Source organism: Streptomyces sp. TM32 (assembly GCF_004122755.1).
In the GTDB taxonomy this organism is placed as follows: domain Bacteria; phylum Actinomycetota; class Actinomycetes; order Streptomycetales; family Streptomycetaceae; genus Streptomyces; species Streptomyces sioyaensis.
On record NZ_SDIG01000042.1, the window covers coordinates 1 to 17,407 of the forward strand.

Here is a 17,407-nt window from a genome sequence, read left to right on the forward strand (position 1 = left end):
CCGACGGCGGGGTGGGGGTAGAGGAGGAAGTTGCCCTCTTCGCCGATGAGGATGACGCCTTCGGCATCGATCTCCAGGCGCTGGTCGACCGTGGACATCCAGGTCGGGCCGAACCAGCGGCCGGTGCGGTAGGACGACTCGAAGGTACGGGTGAAGATGAGGGGGAGGCTGCCGGGGAGGGTGACGTCGGTCTGCGGCAGGATCATCCGGCCGGTGGCCATGTCGATGGGGTCGCTGCCGAAGGTCTTGCACCAGGCGGTGCGCAGCCGGTCCCGGACGGTGCGCTTGCCGCCCTCCTTGGCGGCGGCCCGGGCCGCGTTCTTGGCCACGTCCTTCGCTCCCGCCCTGGCCATCCCCTTGGCGAGTCCGCCTGCCCCCTTGGCGCCGACCGTATTGAAGACCGCCGCCCCGAACGCATCGATCGGGTCGCTGCCCCAACCGGAGCCGAGCGCGCCCTTGGCGGTTTCGACGGGGTGGAGAGGAGCGGAGGCCAGGCCTAGGAGGGTGGTGGAGACGTTGTCGGCGAACTTCCAGGGGTGCGTGAGGTTGTAGGGGTCGAGCGGGTTGACCGTACGGGCGAACTTGAGGGTTTGGGCGGCGGCCTTCAGCGCACCGCCGGCCAGATGCATGTGCTCCAGGGCGAACGCCTTGCCACCGTCCTTGAGAGCCGCACCCGCAAGCTCGGTCAGCGCAGGCTTTTCCGGGGCGTGGGCCAGGGCGGACTTGATGCTGTTACGGGCGTGTTCGGCCGCTTCGTTGCGCTGGCTGCGGGCGCTTTTGAGCATGTCCTGGGCGGCCTCGCGGCCCTCGGCACCGGGATCTGTGTAATCGGCGGGCTTCTGTGGCTTGGTGCCCGGGTCCGCACCCCGGCCGAGGGCGTCGTTGTACGTGTCGACGTGCGCGTTGTACGAGTCGACCTTGGCTTTGTAGGCGTTGGCGCTTCGCCGGGTGGCTTCCACCGCATGCCGGTACTTCTCGATCGCGTCGGCGGCCTTGCCCTGCGCCCAGGTGACTGTCTCCGCATAGGACTTCAGCGCTGTGGAGGCGTCGTGGCAGGCGTCGGCGGCGTGCATCCACTGCTTGGGGTGCATGTCGAACTTCTCACGGAAGGCATCGGCCGCTTTACCGCTCCAGTGATGGCCGGAGCCGAGCTTGCGCATACCGTCGGCGACGCGGTCGAAGGCGGCGGAGAAGTCCTTGAGATGGGACGCGGTTTCGTGGAGCTTTTCGACGTTGCCGTGGATGAGCTCCTTGGGGTCCTCGCTCTCGCCGAGCTGGCGTTCGTCGACATGGGCGCCCAGGGCGCCGGCGATGTCGGCGCCGGTGGAGCGAACGGCGTGCGCCGCGTCGTCGAGACCGACGGTCTCCAGCGCATCGCCGGCCAGGTCGGAGCCGTTCTCGACCAGCTCGCCCGCACCGCGCTCGACGGCGCTCGTGAACTTGTCCGCTCCGTCGCCCAGTGCATTCAACCCATCGCCGAGCCAGCTCACTTGTCGTTACCCTCCTGGCCTTGCGACCTCGGATCACGGAACGTCACTTTGACGTCGGCGGGATCGTCGCCGCCGTGGGTCATACGGTCCGGGACCGAGGTGACGTCGTGGCCGAACTGCTGTGCGGCCTCTGCCAGCTGGTGGTGTGACTTCATGGACTCCGCGGACATCGGGTCGTAGTCGGCGTTCTTGATCTGGGTGAGGGGGTTGTCCCCGCCGATGTCGCTCCAGGAGGTGCGGTGCAGTTGCTCGGCGGACTTGGTCGGGTCGCCCATCGCCGCGTTCACCGTCTGCTTCAGCGCGTCCGAGGCGTACTGCTCCTGCTCGTAATAATTGCCGGCCGTGAGGTGCAGCTTTTTGGCGAATTCGTTGGCGTCCTGCATCAGCGTGCGGACGCCCCAGCCCCAGCGGTCGCAGAAGGAGTCGAGGGCAGCGGCCAGACCGTCATCGCCGCATTCCATGCCGTCCAGGGACAATCGGTCGAAACCGCGCCCCAGTTGGGCTTCGATGTCGAAGCCCAACTCCTTGAGCTCGGCCGTCGCGGCCCTGATCCCTTTGGTGAGCTGCTCAATGGCCTCAGGGTCGAGCCCGTACCCCTTTCCGTCGATCAGGCCCATTTAGTCCTCCCGCTTGTCCGGTGCGTTCGATGGGCCACCCGCCGCACCGTCCACCGCTGCGCTGTCAGGGACGATTCCGGCCACCGGCGGGAAGAGCGCACCCTGTTCGCTGCCCGCGTCAAGAGCCACTCCCGTAGGGCCTTCCACGGCGGGAATCAGCACGTCAAGGATCCGGGCGCCGGACGCGGTCACGTACGGCCACTCGGTGCCGGGCTCACTGCCGCGGGAGAGGGCGAAGCGCGCGAGAGCCTCTTCGTCGGTGAAGGCATACAGCCAGCGGATACCGTCCAACTCCGCGGACATAGGCGTCTCGTCGACGGTGGGAAGAATGACGTGCGTACGGCGGAATTCGCCGATGAGCGCGGCCGGGTCCGGCCGTCCTGCGTGAACTGCCGCTACCTCGTCGGCCAATGACATGGCTTTGGCCCCTCCCCCGGTCATCCCCGCAATGTCGAAACCACTTTCGCATACGGCACTGACAGCTCAGCCAAAGACATCCGGCGAAAAAACCGGCCGCTGGTTCCTTTTGTTTTCAATCAGGTCGTGAAGTGTGCGGAGTGGGGCCGGCGGGGCGCGTCCGGTGTGCGGGGCGAGTCTGCTCACGGTCGACACCGGCCGGGCTCCCCGCCGTCGACACCGCCCGCGGACGCCCCCCACCAACGCCAACCGGCCCACATTGGCCGGGATTCCAGCATTCCGGGGGCTTCTCCCCGGTTGGGGGCGCAGTATCGCAGCCGAGCGTGTAGCTTCCCGGGGACACAGCGGCCCGGCCAGGGGTCGCGCCGGGGTCCGCCGGAGCGGGGGAGGTTGCTCGATGGGCGTGCGGCTCATGGTGGTCGACGATCACCGTCTGCTCGCGGAGGCGCTCGCTTCGGCGTTGAAGCTGCGCGGGCACCGCGTGCTGGCGGCGGCCGCGCCGAGCGCGGGGGCCGCGGAGCTGGTGGTGAGCCGGGCGCCCGAGGTGTGTCTGCTGGGCACCGCCGCGCCCGCCCAGCCGGGCGCCTTCGACCCGGTCGTACGGATCAAGAAGGAGCGGCCGCAGGTGGCGGTGGTGGTGCTGGGACCGGTGCCCAGCCCGCGTGGGATCGCCGCTGCATTTGCCGCCGGGGCGTCCGGGTACGTCCGCAACGACGAGCGGATCGAGGGCGTGGAACGCGCCATGATGAAGGCGCGGGCGGGGGAGTCGGCGGTCTCTCCGCAGCTGTTGCAGCAGGCCTTCGAGGAGTTGTTGCATCCGGCGGCGCAGCCCGACGACGAGGGCGCGCGGCTGCTGGAGCTGCTCACCCCGCGCGAGGTCGAGGTGTTGATGCGGGTCGCGGACGGCGAGGACACCCGGCTGATCGCGGCGGGGATGGATATTGCGCCGAGTACGGCGCGGACGCATGTCCAGCGGGTGCTGATGAAGCTGGAGGTGGGCTCCCGCCTGGAGGCCGCCGCGCTGGCGGCGCGTACCGGGCTGCTGGACCGGGCGGCGGGCGGCCGGGCGATACGCACCACGGCGGCGGAACCGGGCGATCCGGTGCCGCCGCCGCAGTAGCCGGCGCCGCGCTCAGCCCTCCGCGGGGCCGTCCTCGGCCGCGGCCCGCAGTTCGTCGGCCGTCGGCGGGACGGTCGGCCGCAGCTTCAGCCAGACCAGGAAGAACACCCCGAGCGCGAGCATGCCCACGCCCGTCCACAGGTTGATGTTGATGTCCTGGGCCTTCCTGAGGTCCGCGTCCGAGGCGGTCAGGCCGGCGATGGTCACGATCACGCCGTAGACGACGAACAGGCCGCCGATGATGCGCCGTACGTCGAAGAGCCGCGCGGCGGTCGCCGATTCGCGCTCCAGCTCCTCGACCTCGTGCTGGTAGTCACTCATGGTGCGTCAACTCCGCTGGTTCGGACGGGTTCAGAAGGAGAACGGGATGTAGCAGACGGCGGCGAGCACGAGCGCGCCCCAGCCCAGCAGTGCCGGCTTGCGGTACCAGGCGTCGTCGCCCTCGGCCGGCGGCTCTTCCATGCCGGGTGACCGGGTGCCGTAGACCAGGCCGGCGAGGGACGCGGCGGGCTTGGGCTTGGTGACCATGGTGACGACGACCATGACGAGCGCGCCGACGACGAAGGCGACGATCGAGGAGACGAAGTTGGCGCCCTGGTCGGAGGGGATCGCGATGATGCCCTGCTTGTAGAACCAGAAGTAGTTGACCATCGCGGCCACGGTCCCGGAGAGCAGCCCCCAGAAGCCGGCCGCGGCGCTGGTCCGCTTCCAGAACATGCCGATGATGAAGACGACGAACAGCGGCACGTTGAAGAAGGAGAAGAGCGTCTGGAGGTAGTTCATGATGTTGCTGAAGGACGAGGCGATGAAGGCGGTGCCCATGCCGATCAGCACGCCGACCGCGGTGACCACCCGCCCGGTCGCCAGGTAGTAGCGGTCCTCGCGGCCCTTCTTGAGGTACGCGGCCCAGATGTCGTTGGTGAAGACCGTGTTGAACGACGAGACGTTGGCCGCCATACCGGCCATGAAGGCGGCGAGCAGGCCGGTGACGGCGATGCCGAGCACACCGTTGGGGAGCAGGTCCCGCATCAGCACCGGAATCGCGTCGTTGTACTGCAGCCCACCGGCGGACTTGCCCAGCGTCGGCTCCATGACCAGCGCGATCAGGCCGGGGACGACCACCACCAGCGGGATGAAGATCTTGGGGAAGGCGGCGATCAGCGGGGTGCGTTTGGCGGCGGAGAGGTTCTTCGCGGACAGCGCGCGCTGGACCTCGGCGAAGTTGGTGGTCCAGTAGCCGAAGCTCATCACGAAGCCCAGGCCGAGGACGATGGTGAGCCAGTTGGCGCCGAGCGGGTTGGACTCGCCGATGCCGGTGCCCTTCCAGGCGGTCAGGAAGGCGTCGCCGTGCGAGGAGGTCAGGGAGTGGGTCAGCCCGTCCCAGCCGCCGACGCGCTTGAGGCCGACGACGGTCAGCGGGATCAGCGCGGCCAGGATGACGAAGAACTGGAGCACCTCGTTGTAGATCGCCGAGGACAGGCCGCCGACGGTGATGTACGCGAGGACGAACAGCCCGGCGATCACGATCGCGACCCACTGCGGCCAGCCGAGCAGCGCCTGCAGCACGATCGCCATGGCGTAGAGGTTGACGCCCGCGATCAGGACCGACGAGACGGCGAAGATCACCGACGACAGCAGGTGGGAGGACGGGCCGAAGCGGTGCAGCAGGAATTCCGGCACCGAGCGGACCTTGGAGCCGTAGTAGAACGGCATCATCACCAGGCCGAGGAAGACCATGGCCGGGATGGCGCCGATCCAGTACCAGTGGACGGTGTAGGCCCCGTACTGCGCGCCGTTGGCGGCCATCCCGAGGATCTCGGTGGCGCCGAGGTTGGCGGCGACGAAGGCGAGGCCGGTGACCCAGGCAGGCAGCGACCGCCCGGAGAGGAAGAAGTCCAGGCTCGTCTTCACACTGCGCCTGGCCGCGAATCCGATGCCGAGGACGACGGCGAAGTAGATGGCCAGGATGGTGTAGTCGAGCCCGTTGGTGGGGAGCCGTAGCCCTTCGGCCAGCGTGATCATGAGGGCACTCTTTTCGGGGGTCCGGGGGTTGTCCCCCAGGAGACAGAGCGGTGTGCGCGAGCTGAACGCACAAAAAGCTACGCTCGGTCGTTGAGAAACTGAACACTTATGTTCGTTTGAGTTGTTGATTCGTGACCGGGGCAGACGGTTTGTCCCATATGTCGGGACCTTGGTCCCACGTTGACGCTGCTGTTTAGTTGTGCTTCATTGTGTTTGTTTGTGTTTGGAGTGGGTGAGGAGCTCCCGTGAAGAAGACGACGACCCGGCTGGCGGACGGCCGGGAGCTCATCTACTACGACCTGCGCGACGACGCCGTACGCGACGAGCCCGACCCCCGCCCCCACGACCCCGTCGCCACCGCCGCCGAGATCCGCGAGGACCGCCTGCTCGGCGACCGGGTCGCCATCGCCTCGCACCGTCAGGCCCGCACCTACCACCCGCCGGCCGACGAGTGCCCGCTGTGCCCCTCCCGCGAGGGGCGGCACTCCGAGATCCCCGCCCCCGACTACGACGTCGCCGTCTTCGAGAACCGCTTCCCCTCCTTCGCCGGGGACCACGGCCGCTGCGAGGTGGTCTGCTTCACCTCCGACCACGACGCCTCCTTCGCCGACCTCACCGACGAGCAGGCCGCCCTGGTCCTGGACGCCTGGACCGACCGCACCGCCGAACTGTCCCAACTCCCGGGCGTGGAACAGGTCTTCTGCTTCGAGAACCGCGGCGAGGAGATCGGCGTCACCCTCGGTCACCCGCACGGCCAGATCTACGCCTACCCCTTCATCACCCCGCGCACCTCGCGCATGCTCGACTCGCTCGCGGCGCACCGTACGGCCACCGGCGGGGGCAACCTCTTCGACGAGGTGGTCGACGGGGAGCTGGCCGACGGCCGCCGCATCGTCCTGGAAGGTGCGCACTGGGTGGCCTTCGTCCCGTACGCCGCCCACTGGCCGTACGAGGTGCACCTCTACCCCAAGCGCCGGGTGCCCGACCTGCTCGCGCTCGACGACGCGGCGCGCGCCGAATTCCCACAGGTTTACCTGGAAGTCTTGCGGCGGTTCGACCGGATCTTCGACGAAGGGGACGGGGAGCGCACCGCCCGCACGCCGTACATCGCGGCCTGGCACCAGGCTCCGCTGCACGCCGAGCACCGCGGAGAATTTGCACTCCACCTCGAGCTTTTCACCATTCGCCGCACTTCCGGCAAGCTGAAGTTTCTCGCGGGTTCCGAATCCGGCATGAACGTGTTCATCAATGATGTGCCGCCGGAGGCCGCGGCCGAGCGACTGCGAGAGGTAGCGAGCAAGTGAGCAAGAAGTACCTGGTCACGGGCGGTGCCGGATATGTCGGCAGTGTCGTTGCGGCGCATCTGCTGCAGGCCGGCCACGAGGTCACCGTGCTGGACGACCTGTCCACCGGCCACCGCGACGGCATCCCCGCCGGAGCCCACTTCCTCGAAGGCCGCATCCAGGACGCGGCGAAGTGGCTCGACCCCTCGTACGACGCGGTGCTGCACTTCGCCGCCTTCTCCCAGGTCGGCGAGTCGGTGGCCGACCCCGAGAAGTACTGGCGCAACAACGTCGGCGGCACCATGGACCTGCTCGCCGCCATGCGCGACGCCGGTGTCCGCACCCTCGTCTTCTCCTCCACCGCGGCCACTTACGGCGAGCCGGCGTCCACGCCGATCACCGAGTCCGCCGCGACCGCGCCCACCAGCCCCTACGGCGCCAGCAAGCTCGCCGTCGACCACATGATCAGCGGCGAGGCCGCCGCCCACGGCCTGGCCGCCGTCTCGCTGCGCTACTTCAACGTCGCCGGCGCCTACGGCAGCTGCGGCGAGCGCCACGACCCCGAGTCGCACCTCATCCCGCTCGTCCTCCAGGTCGCCCAGGGCAAGCGCGAGGCGATCTCCGTCTACGGCGACGACTACCCCACCCCCGACGGCACCTGCGTACGCGACTACATCCACGTCGCCGACCTCGCCGAGGCCCACCTCCTCGCCCTCGACTCTGCCAGCGCGGGCGAGCATCTGATCTGCAACCTCGGCAACGGCAACGGCTTCTCCGTCCGCGAGGTCATCGAGACCGTCCGCAAGGTCACCGGCCACCCCGTCCCCGAGATCGCCGCCCCGCGCCGCGCCGGCGACCCCGCCGTACTGGTCGCCTCCGCACAGACCGCCATCGACCGCCTCGGCTGGCGGCCCAGCCGCGCCGACCTCTCCGGCATCGTCGCCGACGCCTGGCAGTTCGCGCAGCACCTCGATCGGACGAAGGAGTCCTGATGACCGCTCACGGAGCCGTCACCCCGGCCACCGGGCACGCGCAGCGCGCCCGGCACGCGGCGGAGCGGTTCGCCGCCGTGTACGGCGCCGCGCCCACGGGCCTGTGGGCGGCGCCCGGCCGGGTCAATCTGATCGGTGAACACACCGATTACAACGACGGTTTCGTGATGCCGCTGGCCCTTCCGCACACCACGATCGCCGCCGCCTCGGCCCGCACCGACGGGGTGCTGCGGCTGCACTCCGGCGGCGTCGGCGGCGGCATCGTCGAACTGCGCACCGACGCGCTGCGGCCGGCGCCGGGCCCGGCGTCCGAGGCGCTGGAGCGCAGCCGGGGCGGAGCGCAGCGCAGCGGGGGCTGGGCCGCGTATCCGGCCGGCGTCGTCTGGGCGATGCAGGAGGCCGGTCTGCCCGTCGGCGGTGCGGATCTGCACTTCGAGAGCACGGTCCCCACCGGAGCCGGACTCTCCTCCTCCGCCGCCCTGGAGGTCGCCACCGCGCTCGCCCTCAACGATCTCCATGCGCTCGGCCGGCAGCCGCAGCGGCTGGCGCAGCTCGCCCAGCGGGCCGAGAACGCCTTCGTCGGGGTGCCCTGCGGGATCATGGACCAGACCGCCGCGGCCTGCTGCACCGCGGGCCACGCCCTGTTCCTGGACACCCGCGACCTCACCCGGCGGCAGATCCCGTTCGACCTGGCGGGGGAGGGGCTGCGGCTCCTCGTGGTGGACACCCGGGTGCAGCACGAGCTGGGCGACGGCGCATACGCCGAGCGGCGCGCCGGCTGCGAGCGTGGCGCGCGGGCGCTCGGAGTGCAGGCCCTGCGTGACGTGCCGTACGCGCATCTGCCCGAGGCCCTCGTCGAGTTGGCCGACGATCCTGTCGTCCAGGCCCTCGTCCGGCACATCGTCACCGAGAACCACCGCGTCGAAGAGGTCGTCGCCCACCTCGACGCGGGCCGCATCCGGGCCATCGGCCCACTGCTGACGGCCGGTCACGCCTCCCTCCGCGACGACTTCGCGATCTCCTGCCCCGAACTCGATCTCGCCGTCGACGCCGCTCGGGAGGCGGGCGCCCTCGGGGCCCGGATGACCGGCGGCGGCTTCGGCGGCTCGGCGATCGTGCTCGTCGAGGAGGCGGACGCCACGGAGGTCGGCGCGGCCGTCACCGAGGCGTTCGCGGCGGCCGGCCATGCCCGGCCGCGGATCTTCGAGGCCGTCCCCGGTGCGGGGGCGCACCGCATCGAGTAGGGCACGCCGGCGCGCAGCCGCCCGACGGCTGCCGAATGGCCCGCCCGGGCAAGCAGTTTCGTCAATCACCTTCCCTCGCCGCACCCCGTCCGTACGCTGAGATCCTGCACCGGTGGGGGCCGGTGCCGATCAGGGGGCGAGACCGTTCGGGTACGACACCCGGGGTGGGGTGGCGAAGCCGGCGCGGCGGCGGCCGTGCGGCTGAGGCGATCTTCAATCCGGGTGTCGTGCCCGCTATGGTCCGTTCACCGGGACAGGGGGTCTCTGTGCAACGCATCCGGGTTCTGGTGGTCGACGACCACCGCATCTTCGCCGAATCCCTGGCGGCCGCGCTCGCCGCGGAGCAGGACGTGGACGTCGCGGCCGCGGGCAGCGCGCCCGCGGCCCTGCGCAATCTGGACCGCGCGGCCACCGACGGCCGCCGCTTCGACGTGCTGCTCGCCGACGCCGACCTCACCGCGCCGCTGCTCGCGGTGCCGCCGCAGTCGTCGGCGCCGCTGCGCGAGAGCGCGCCGCGCGCCTGCCCGCGGGACGGCATCGCGCTGGTCTCCGGCCTGCGCGCCAGCCATCCGTATCTGCGCACCGTCGTTCTCGCCGACCGCGACGACCCGCGCCGCGCGGCCGCCGCCCTCCAGGCCGGCGCCTCCGGCTGGGTCGCCAAGGACTGCTCGCTCTCCCGGCTGCTCGCCGTGATCCGTGGCGTCCTCCGTGACGAAACGCATCTGCCGCCCGCGCTTCTCACCGGTGTGCTCCGGGAGCTGACGGCCGCCCGCAAGCACCGCTCGGAGAGCGAGCGGCTGGTGGAGTCGCTGACCCCGCGCGAACACGAGGTACTGCGCTGCATGGTGGCGGGCCTGGGCCGCAAGGCGGTCGCCGAGCGGCTGTTCCTCTCCCCGCACACGGTCCGGACCCACATGCAGAACGTGCTCGGCAAGCTCGGGGTCCACTCCACCCTCGCGGCAGTGGCCCTGGCCCGCCGGGCCGGCGTCGGCCCGGTCGAGCTGGAGGCCGCGACGGCGGCGTCGGTACCGGTGCCGTAAGGAGTGGGTGGGGGTGTGCAGGTGCCGTAGGGGGTGGGCGAACACATCCCGTAGGGGTACGAACGGCCCCCTGCGGGGCCCAACGCGGCGGGCCGGGGGCGGTATTCCCTGGTACCCGGGGAAGTCTTCCCTGGCACCGCGGGCGGTGTGCCCCGTCAGACCTCCGTGAGCACGGCCACGCCCCGGGCCGCCAGGACGATCCGGTCCACGGCGCCGCTCGCCGCCCCGTCCGCCAAGGCGTCCCGCATCGGCTCGGGCAGCGCCACCTCGACGGCCGCCGCCCCGTGGTTGAGGAGGAAGAGGTACCGCCCGTCGGCGCCCTCGCGCACCGTGGCCTGCACGCCGGCCGGCAGCCCCGGCAGTACGGGCCGCACCCCCGCCGCCTCCCGTACGTCGTCCAGCAGGGCCCGCATCAGCACCGCTTCCAGCCGGGTGCCGAGGTACCAGGCCGTGCCCTGCCCGTAGGTGTGCCGGGTGATCGCGGGCCGGCCGGCGAGGTCGCCGTCCGTGAAGTGGGCCAGCGCCTCGGCCCCTTCGAGTTCGATGGCCTCCGACCACAGGTCCGCCCGCCCCGCGTAGGTGCCGTGGCCGACCGCCACCGACCGTCCCGCGTCCAGTGGCCAGAACTCCTCCACGCGCAGGCCCAGCAGCTCCCGCAGCGGCGCCGGATAGCCGCCGGGGTGCACCCGGTCGTACTCGTCGACGATGCCGGAGAAGAAGGACACCAGGAGGTGGCCGCCGGCGTGGACATAGGCGGCCAGCCGGCGGGCGTCGGACGCGGTGAGCAGATACAGGTTGGGCGCCACGACCAACCGGTAGCCGGACAGCTCGCGCCGCGGTGGCACCACATCGCAGGCCACGCCCGCCTCGAAGAGCGGCCGGTAGTGGTCCAGCGCGATCCGGGAGTGGTCCAACGCGGTCGACGGTTTGGAGTCCAGCTCCAGCGCCCACCAGCTGGGCCAGTCCGCCAGCAGCGCCACATCTGCCCGCGACCGGGTCCCCTCGACGTCCGGCACGGCCGCCAACTCCCGTCCCAACTGCCTCACTTCACGAAAGATCCGGGTGTCGGTGCCGCCGTGCGGCAGCATCGCCGAGTGGAACTTCTCCGCGCCGCCCAGCGACTGCCGCCACTGGAAATACAGCACCGCATCCGCGCCCTGGGCGACCGCCTGCCAGCTCCACAGCCGCATCGCGCCGGGCGGCTTGGGGCCGTTGCGGGGACGCCAGTTGACCGCGCCCGGCGCCTGTTCCAGCAGCATCCAGGGCTGCCCGTCGCGGGCCGAGCGCATCAGGTCGAAGACGTAGCCCGCCCGGATGTGGTCGTCGGGCACATACGGGTCCTGGTAGAAGTCCAGCGCCATCGCGTCCATGTGCGGGGCCCAGGCGAACGCGTCGACGGGCTTGTGCTGCGGCATCAGATTGGTGGTGACCGGCACCCCGGGCGTGACGCGCTCCAGTACGGCCTTCTCGGCCAGGTAGCAGGCGCGTAGCGCCTCGTCGCCGAAGCGCAGATAGTCCAGCTGCTGTGCGGGGTTGGGGAAGGTGGGGGCGGTGCGGGGCGGCAGCACCTCGTCGAAGTCGCCGTACGCCTGCGACCAGAAGGCCGTCGACCAGGCGGCGTTCAGCGCCTCGATGTCGCCGTAGCGGGCGCGCAGCCAGCGCCGGAAGTCCTCGGCCGACACGTCGCAGTAGCACTGGCGGGTGTGGCAGCCGTATTCGTTGCCGACGTGCCACATGGCGAGCGCCGGGTGGCCGGCGTAGCGGGCGGCGAGCTGTTCGACGAGGCGTACGGCGTGTGTGCGGTAGACGGGGCTGGAGGGGCAGTAGTGCTGCCGGCCGCCTGGCCAGCGGCGCCGGCCGTCGGCGTCCTCGGGCAGGATCCCGGGGTGCGCGCGGGAGAGCCAGGGCGGTGGTGAGGCGGTCATGGTCGCCAGGCAGACGGCGATCCCGGCGCCCGCCAGGCCGTCCATGACGCGGTCGAACCAGCCGAAGGCCCAGGCGCCGGGGCGGGGTTCGACCCCGGCCCAGGAGAAGATCCCGGCGGTGACCATCGTGACGTGGGCCGCCTTCATCAGCTTCAGATCCTCGGCCCACACCTCCTCGGGCCACTGCTCGGGGTTGTAGTCGCCGCCGAATCGGATGCCCATCGGACCTCCTGCGTCGAAGCTCGGGCGGGGCGTGCGGCCCCGCCGCCCGGTTCAAGAAGAGTTCTTGTACACGCTCCAGCCGCCGTCGACGACGAGGCTCGCGCCGGTGACGAAGGACGCCTCGGGGGAGAGCAGGAAGGCGATGGCGGCGGCGACCTCCTCCGGCCGCCCCAGCCGCCGGGCCGCCGTCTGCGCGGCGCTGGCCTGCCGGTCCTCCTCGTCGATACCGTCCCAGGCCGCAGTCAGTACGGGGCCCGGCAGCACGCAGTTGACCCGCATCGCGGGCCCGTATTCGACGGCCAGCTGCCGCCCGAGACCGGTCAGCCCGGCCTTGGCCGCGGCGTACGCGGGCCGCCCCGGGAGCCCGATCAGCGCGTGTACGGACGAGGTCAGCACCACCGCGCCGCCGCGCGCCCGCAGATCGTCCAGAGCGGCGCGCACCCCGAGGAACGAGCCGGTGAGATTGACCGCGAGCTGCCGTTCCCAGTCGGGGAGCGGGGTGTCGCCGACGGTCGCCACAAACGGCAGAAAGGCATTGCTGACCAGCCCGTCCACCGGACCGTAGCGCCGCCGGGCCGCCTCGACGGCCCGCCGCCAGTCGTCCTCGACCGCCACATCGCAGTGCTCGTACGAGGCATGGCCGCCGGCCGCCCGGATGCGGCGGGCGGTGTGCTCGCCGCGGGCGTCGTCGATGTCCAGCAGCAGGACGCCCGCGCCCTCGGCCGCCAGCCGGTCGGCGGTGGCCGCCCCGATCCCGGCGGCGGCGCCGGTCACCAGGACCGTACGGCCCTCGAACCGCTTGCCGTACGGGCCGTTCGACGGATGCGGTGCGCGCTGCTGGCTCATGGCGCGATCCAAGCCCACGGGCCGAGCGGCGGGCAAGGGGACGTGGCGCGAGGGGGCGCGCATGCAATCAGGGGGCGCACGCGAAGTGCTGACGCCTCGTCATATGCGCGCGTGCCAACCCGTCGTGCGCCCGTATCGAGCCGCTTCTGCGAGTGCCCGCCGGGCGGCTCCGCCGCCGCGTCGACAGCGCCCGCGCGCCTGGCCGGGAGTCACCGCCTCCCGCCCGTCCGCGAAAGAAACCGGCCATGCGGGGAACGGGGAAAGCCGACCCCTGGGCCCGGAATGCGCCGAATGGTGCCGGGGGATGCGGCTGAACGGACCGGCCGCCGGCCGGCTACCCGGGAATGTTGTCGAACGGACCGGTCAACCGCCGCAGTAGCCCGGCCAGTTCGCCGCGCTGCTCGCGGGAGAGTTCGGCGAGGATGGCGCGCTCCTGGATCAGCAGTCCGGCCAGCGACCGGTCGGCCTTGTCGCGGCCCGCCGCGGTCAGTCTGACCAGCACTCCGCGCCGGTCGCTGGGGTCGGGCAGCCGCTCGACGAGGTCCTTCTTGGCGAGTCGGTCGATGCGATTGGTCATCGTCCCCGACGTGACCAGGGTCTGCGTCAACAGCGCCCCGGGGGAGAGCTGATAAGGGGCGCCGGCGCGCCGCAGCGCGGTGAGGACGTCGAATTCCCAGGGCTCCAGGCCGACCTCGGCAAAGGCGATCCGGCGGGCCCGGTCGAGGTGCCTGGCGAGCCTGGAGACGCGGCTGAGGACCTCAAGCGGCTCCACGTCGAGGTCCGGGCGCTCACGGCGCCATGCTGCCACCAGTCGGTCGACCTCGTCCTCCATGACGATCAGTGTAGAGGGTCTGTCGACATGAAGTCTCTTGACGTCGAGATATATTTCGCTGGACTATGGGCATCGTCGGCGGGGACCCGGTTTCCGGCCGAGACGGCCCGAACCAGACCGTGTCAGCTCTGTGCCTGCCCTGCACCAGTAGAGGGGTTTCGACCATGCACGACGCACCAACCTGGGATCCGCAGCAATACCTCCGCCACTCCGGGCACCGGACCCGCCCCTTCCTCGACCTCCTCGCCCGGATATCGGAGCTGCCCCGGCCCGACCGCCCCGCCCGCATCGCCGACCTCGGCTGCGGCCCGGGAAACGTCACCGCCCTGCTCACCGCCCGCTGGCCGGACGCGCACATCACCGGATACGACAACTCCCCGGAGATGCTCAAGGAGGCCGAGGCCCACGCCGGCCCCACCCCGGGCGGCGGCCACCTCGACTTCGCCCCCGCCGACGCCACCGACTGGGCGCCCGAGGAGACCTACGACCTGATCGTCTCCAACGCGGCACTGCAGTGGGTCCCCAATCACCCCGATTCCTTCGCCCGCTGGATCGACGCGCTCACCCCCGGCGGCACGCTCGCCTTCCAGGTCCCCGGCAATTTCACCTCGCCCAGCCACGCCCTCCTCGGCGAGCTGTGCGACTCCCCGCAGTGGCGCGAGCGGCTCACCACCCACGGCCGTCGGTTCGTGCACATCCTCGAACCGACCGACTACCTGGAGCGCCTCGCCGATCTCGGCTGCGCCACCGACGTGTGGGAGACCACCTACGTCCAGCTCCTGGAGGGTGAGGACCCGATCCTTGACTGGGTCAAGGGCACCGCGCTGCGCCCCGTGCTGACCGCGCTGGAGAACGATCCGGAGACCCGCGAGGCCTTCCTCGCCGAATACCGCGACGCCCTGCGCAAGGCCTACCCCACCGGCGCCCACGGCACCGTCTTCCCCTTCCGCCGCATCTTCGCGGTGGCCCGCAAACCGGCTGACGGCTGACGCCCGCCGCCCCTTCTCTCCCCCCGAGGTGACGCCGTGATCACCGGCCTCGACCACATCCAGCTCGCCGCACCCCCCGGCTCCGAAGACGCCCTGCGGGCCTATTACGCGGACCTCCTCGGCATGACCGAGGTCCCCAAGCCGCCGGCGCTCGCGGGGCGGGGAGGCTGCTGGTTCGAGGCCGGCACGGCCCGGCTGCACCTGGGCATCGAGCCGGACTTCCGCCCCGCCCGCAAGGCCCACCCCGGCATCCGCGTCCAGGGCATCGACGCCTTCGCCGCCCGCCTGGCCGCCGCCGGGGCCGCCGTCACCTGGGACGACGACCTCCCGGGCCACCGCCGCTTCTACTCCGTGGACCCGGCCGGCAACCGGCTGGAGTTCCTGGAGCCGCAGGCCTGACCGGTAGGCCGGGTCCGACGCCGGTCCTCAGTTCTTGCGATGCCCTATCAGCCGCGGCCGGGCCTCCAGATTGCCCAGGCCGTGCCAGGCCAGATTCACCAGATGGGCCGCCACCTCGGCCTTCTTCGGCTTGCGGGTGTCCACCCACCACTGGCCGGTCAGCGCGACCATGCCGACGAGGGCCTGCGCGTAGAGCGGCGCCAGCTTGGGGTCGAAGCCGCGGGCCTTGAACTCCAGGCCCAGGATGTCCTCGACCTGGGTGGCGATATCGCTGATCAGGGAGGCGAAGGTGCCCGTCGACTGGGCCACGGGGGAATCCCGGACCAGGATGCGGAAACCGTCGGTGAAGGTCTCGATGTAGTCGAGCAGCGCGAAGGCCGCCTGTTCGAGGAGTTCGCGGGGGTGGCCGGCGGTCAGTGCGCCGGTCACCATGTCCAGCAGCTGCCGCATCTCGCGGTCCACCACGACCGCGTACAGGCCTTCCTTGCCGCCGAAGTGCTCGTAGACCACCGGCTTGGAGACCCCGGCCTTCGCCGCGATCTCCTCCACCGACGTGCCCTCGTAGCCCCGCTCGGCGAAGAGCGTGCGACCGATGTCCAGCAGCTGCTCCCGGCGCTCCGCACCGGTCATCCGGACCCTGCGGGTCCGCCGGGCCCCCGGAGCCGGGGACGGCTTGCCCTTGCTGTTGCTCGCGCTGCTGTTGTCGATCGCCACCCGTCAATCATGCCTTCCCCGGCTACCGCTGGGAGGTACCCCCGGCGGTAGCCGCCGCGCGCCGGGCCGCGAGCCGGGCGGTGTCCGGCCAGCGGACGTCGTACGCCCAGCCCGCCTTCTCGAACCAGCGGATGAGCCGGGCGCTGGAATCCACCTGCCCCTTCAGCACGCCGTGCCGGGCGCAGGTCGGGTCCGCGTGGTGCAGGTTGTGCCAGGACTCACCGCAGGACAGGACGGCCAGCCACCAGACGTTCCCCGAGCGGTCGCGGGACTTGAAGGGGCGCTTGCCGACCGCGTGGCAGATGGAGTTGATCGACCACGTCACGTGATGCAGCAGCGCGACCCGGACCAGGGAACCCCAGAAGAACGCGGTCAGCGCACCCTGCCAGGACCAGGTGACCAGGCCGCCGACCAGCGGCGGGATCAGCAGCGACACCGCCGTCCACAGGACGAACTGGCGGGAGACCGCACGCATCGCCGGATCCTTGACCAGGTCCGGCGCGTACTTCTGCTGCGAGGTCTGCTCCTCGTCGAACATCCAGCCGATGTGCGCCCACCACAGCCCCTTCATCAGGGCGGGCACCGTCTCGCCGAAGCGCCACGGGGAGTGCGGGTCGCCCTCCGCGTCGGAGAACTTGTGGTGCTTGCGGTGGTCGGCCACCCAGCGCACCAGCGGTCCCTCCACGGCCAGCGACCCCATGATCGCGAGCGCGATCCGCAGCGGGCGCTTCGCCTTGAACGCACCGTGGGTGAAGTAGCGGTGGTAGCCGATCGTGATGCCGTGGCATCCGATGTAGTACATCGCTGTCATCAGCGCCAGGTCCAGCCAGCTCACACCCCAGCCCCAGGCCAGCGGCACGGCGGCCAGCAGTGCCACGAACGGGACGGTGATGAAGAGCAGCAAGGCGATCTGTTCGAGTGATCTGCGCTGCTCGCCGCCCAGCGTCGCGGACGGCACGCCGGCACCGGCGATGGATGAATCGGCAGGAATCGGGGCATCTTCTACGGCTTCAGGACCAGCGGTCATGGTGTCCCTCGTCGGGGGCTCGGGGGCACGGCTACGGCTACGGGACCGTAACCTACGGTTTCGTAAGTATGGCAGTGAGACCGTCACGGGCAAGGCCGTGACAGGCGCCACACCTGCCGGTGCCGCGGCAGATGCCCACTAAGCGGACGGTGTGATTCTCCGTGGCTGGGCAGACCTATCCTGGGGACGTCGGACAGCGTGGTCCGCGCACGCCCGCATCAGACCAGC

General features: G+C 71.0%; 17 protein-coding genes. 7 read left to right on the forward strand and 10 right to left on the reverse strand.

Annotated features, from left to right (window positions below; genetic code table 11):
* The 3 genes from EST92_RS12815 to EST92_RS12825 all read right to left on the reverse strand — a co-directional run.
* Positions 1-1,490 (reverse strand): putative T7SS-secreted protein (locus EST92_RS12815; protein ID WP_254068788.1); only part of this gene is annotated, 1,490 nt, incomplete at its 3' end.
* Entirely contained in the window at positions 1,487-2,107 is a 621-nt protein-coding gene (locus EST92_RS12820) for a hypothetical protein (RefSeq protein WP_129281061.1), read from the reverse strand. The genes EST92_RS12820 and EST92_RS12815, both read right to left, overlap by 4 nt.
* Positions 2,108-2,524: an SseB family protein gene (locus EST92_RS12825; RefSeq protein WP_129281062.1), complete on the reverse strand. Its 417-nt coding sequence runs from the start codon at positions 2,522-2,524 to the stop codon at positions 2,108-2,110. It lies immediately after the preceding gene.
* 397 nt (positions 2,525-2,921) lie between these two features.
* Here EST92_RS12825 and EST92_RS12830 point away from each other — a divergent pair, with 397 nt between their 5' ends.
* Positions 2,922-3,644 (forward strand): LuxR C-terminal-related transcriptional regulator, encoded by a 723-nt coding sequence (locus EST92_RS12830; protein ID WP_129281063.1) that lies wholly within the window; start codon positions 2,922-2,924, stop codon positions 3,642-3,644.
* A gap of 12 nt (positions 3,645-3,656) precedes the next feature.
* Here the strand turns inward: EST92_RS12830 and EST92_RS12835 are convergent, their stop codons facing one another.
* Both EST92_RS12835 and EST92_RS12840 read right to left on the reverse strand, forming a co-directional pair.
* Entirely contained in the window at positions 3,657-3,965 is a 309-nt protein-coding gene (locus EST92_RS12835) for a hypothetical protein (RefSeq protein ID WP_129281064.1), read from the reverse strand.
* 30 nt (positions 3,966-3,995) lie between these two features.
* Positions 3,996-5,666, reverse strand: a complete 1,671-nt coding sequence (locus tag EST92_RS12840) for a sodium:solute symporter family protein (RefSeq protein WP_129281065.1) — start codon at positions 5,664-5,666, stop codon at positions 3,996-3,998.
* Between the two features lie 245 nt (positions 5,667-5,911).
* Here EST92_RS12840 and galT point away from each other — a divergent pair, with 245 nt between their 5' ends.
* The 4 genes from galT (at position 5,912) to EST92_RS12860 (ending at position 10,225) form a co-directional block, all read left to right on the forward strand.
* Complete coding sequence (galT, locus tag EST92_RS12845; protein WP_129281066.1) at positions 5,912-6,970, forward strand: galactose-1-phosphate uridylyltransferase; 1,059 nt, start codon at positions 5,912-5,914, stop codon at positions 6,968-6,970.
* Entirely contained in the window at positions 6,967-7,941 is a 975-nt protein-coding gene (galE, locus tag EST92_RS12850) for a UDP-glucose 4-epimerase GalE (protein ID WP_129281067.1), read from the forward strand. The genes galT and galE overlap by 4 nt, the downstream gene beginning before the upstream one ends.
* A complete protein-coding gene (gene galK, locus EST92_RS12855; protein WP_129281068.1) occupies positions 7,941-9,185 on the forward strand; it encodes a galactokinase in 1,245 nt (414 codons plus the stop codon). The genes galE and galK overlap by 1 nt, the downstream gene beginning before the upstream one ends.
* 266 nt (positions 9,186-9,451) lie before the next feature.
* Positions 9,452-10,225 carry a response regulator transcription factor gene (locus tag EST92_RS12860; protein WP_174244001.1) on the forward strand — a complete coding sequence of 258 codons (774 nt, stop codon included), beginning with the start codon at positions 9,452-9,454 and terminating at the stop codon, positions 10,223-10,225.
* Between the two features lie 155 nt (positions 10,226-10,380).
* Here EST92_RS12860 and EST92_RS12865 read toward each other — a convergent pair whose 3' ends face one another.
* The 3 genes from EST92_RS12865 to EST92_RS12875 form a co-directional block, all read right to left on the reverse strand.
* Positions 10,381-12,372 carry a beta-galactosidase gene (locus EST92_RS12865; protein ID WP_129281070.1) on the reverse strand — a complete coding sequence of 664 codons (1,992 nt, stop codon included), beginning with the start codon at positions 12,370-12,372 and terminating at the stop codon, positions 10,381-10,383.
* Between the two features lie 51 nt (positions 12,373-12,423).
* A complete protein-coding gene (locus EST92_RS12870; RefSeq protein ID WP_129281071.1) occupies positions 12,424-13,218 on the reverse strand; it encodes an SDR family oxidoreductase in 795 nt (264 codons plus the stop codon).
* A gap of 334 nt (positions 13,219-13,552) precedes the next feature.
* Complete coding sequence (locus EST92_RS12875) at positions 13,553-14,050, reverse strand: MarR family transcriptional regulator (RefSeq protein ID WP_006605131.1); 498 nt, start codon at positions 14,048-14,050, stop codon at positions 13,553-13,555.
* 164 nt (positions 14,051-14,214) lie between these two features.
* Here EST92_RS12875 and EST92_RS12880 point away from each other — a divergent pair, with 164 nt between their 5' ends.
* On the forward strand, positions 14,215-15,039 hold the full coding sequence (locus EST92_RS12880) for a trans-aconitate 2-methyltransferase (protein WP_129281072.1): 825 nt from the start codon (positions 14,215-14,217) through the stop codon (positions 15,037-15,039).
* 36 nt (positions 15,040-15,075) lie between these two features.
* A complete protein-coding gene (locus EST92_RS12885; protein WP_129281073.1) occupies positions 15,076-15,438 on the forward strand; it encodes a VOC family protein in 363 nt (120 codons plus the stop codon).
* Between the two features lie 27 nt (positions 15,439-15,465).
* Here EST92_RS12885 and EST92_RS12890 read toward each other — a convergent pair whose 3' ends face one another.
* Positions 15,466-16,152 (reverse strand): TetR/AcrR family transcriptional regulator, encoded by a 687-nt coding sequence (locus EST92_RS12890; protein ID WP_174244002.1) that lies wholly within the window; start codon positions 16,150-16,152, stop codon positions 15,466-15,468.
* A gap of 22 nt (positions 16,153-16,174) precedes the next feature.
* Complete coding sequence (locus tag EST92_RS12895; RefSeq protein ID WP_129281074.1) at positions 16,175-17,179, reverse strand: fatty acid desaturase; 1,005 nt, start codon at positions 17,177-17,179, stop codon at positions 16,175-16,177.
* Positions 17,180-17,407 lie beyond the last annotated feature (228 nt).

Coding starts and splice junctions, on each gene's coding strand:
- EST92_RS12835 (WP_129281064.1), bottom strand. CDS start 3,965: ATGAGTGACTACCAGCACGAGGTCGAGGAGCTGGAGCGCGAATCGGCG.
- galK (WP_129281068.1), top strand. CDS start 7,941: ATGACCGCTCACGGAGCCGTCACCCCGGCCACCGGGCACGCGCAGCGC.
- EST92_RS12865 (WP_129281070.1), bottom strand. CDS start 12,372: ATGGGCATCCGATTCGGCGGCGACTACAACCCCGAGCAGTGGCCCGAG.
- EST92_RS12895 (WP_129281074.1), bottom strand. CDS start 17,179: ATGACCGCTGGTCCTGAAGCCGTAGAAGATGCCCCGATTCCTGCCGAT.
- EST92_RS12840 (WP_129281065.1), bottom strand. CDS start 5,666: ATGATCACGCTGGCCGAAGGGCTACGGCTCCCCACCAACGGGCTCGAC.
- EST92_RS12830 (WP_129281063.1), top strand. CDS start 2,922: ATGGGCGTGCGGCTCATGGTGGTCGACGATCACCGTCTGCTCGCGGAG.
- EST92_RS12825 (WP_129281062.1), bottom strand. CDS start 2,524: ATGTCATTGGCCGACGAGGTAGCGGCAGTTCACGCAGGACGGCCGGAC.
- EST92_RS12820 (WP_129281061.1), bottom strand. CDS start 2,107: ATGGGCCTGATCGACGGAAAGGGGTACGGGCTCGACCCTGAGGCCATT.
- EST92_RS12875 (WP_006605131.1), bottom strand. CDS start 14,050: ATGGAGGACGAGGTCGACCGACTGGTGGCAGCATGGCGCCGTGAGCGC.
- EST92_RS12880 (WP_129281072.1), top strand. CDS start 14,215: ATGCACGACGCACCAACCTGGGATCCGCAGCAATACCTCCGCCACTCC.
- EST92_RS12870 (WP_129281071.1), bottom strand. CDS start 13,218: ATGAGCCAGCAGCGCGCACCGCATCCGTCGAACGGCCCGTACGGCAAG.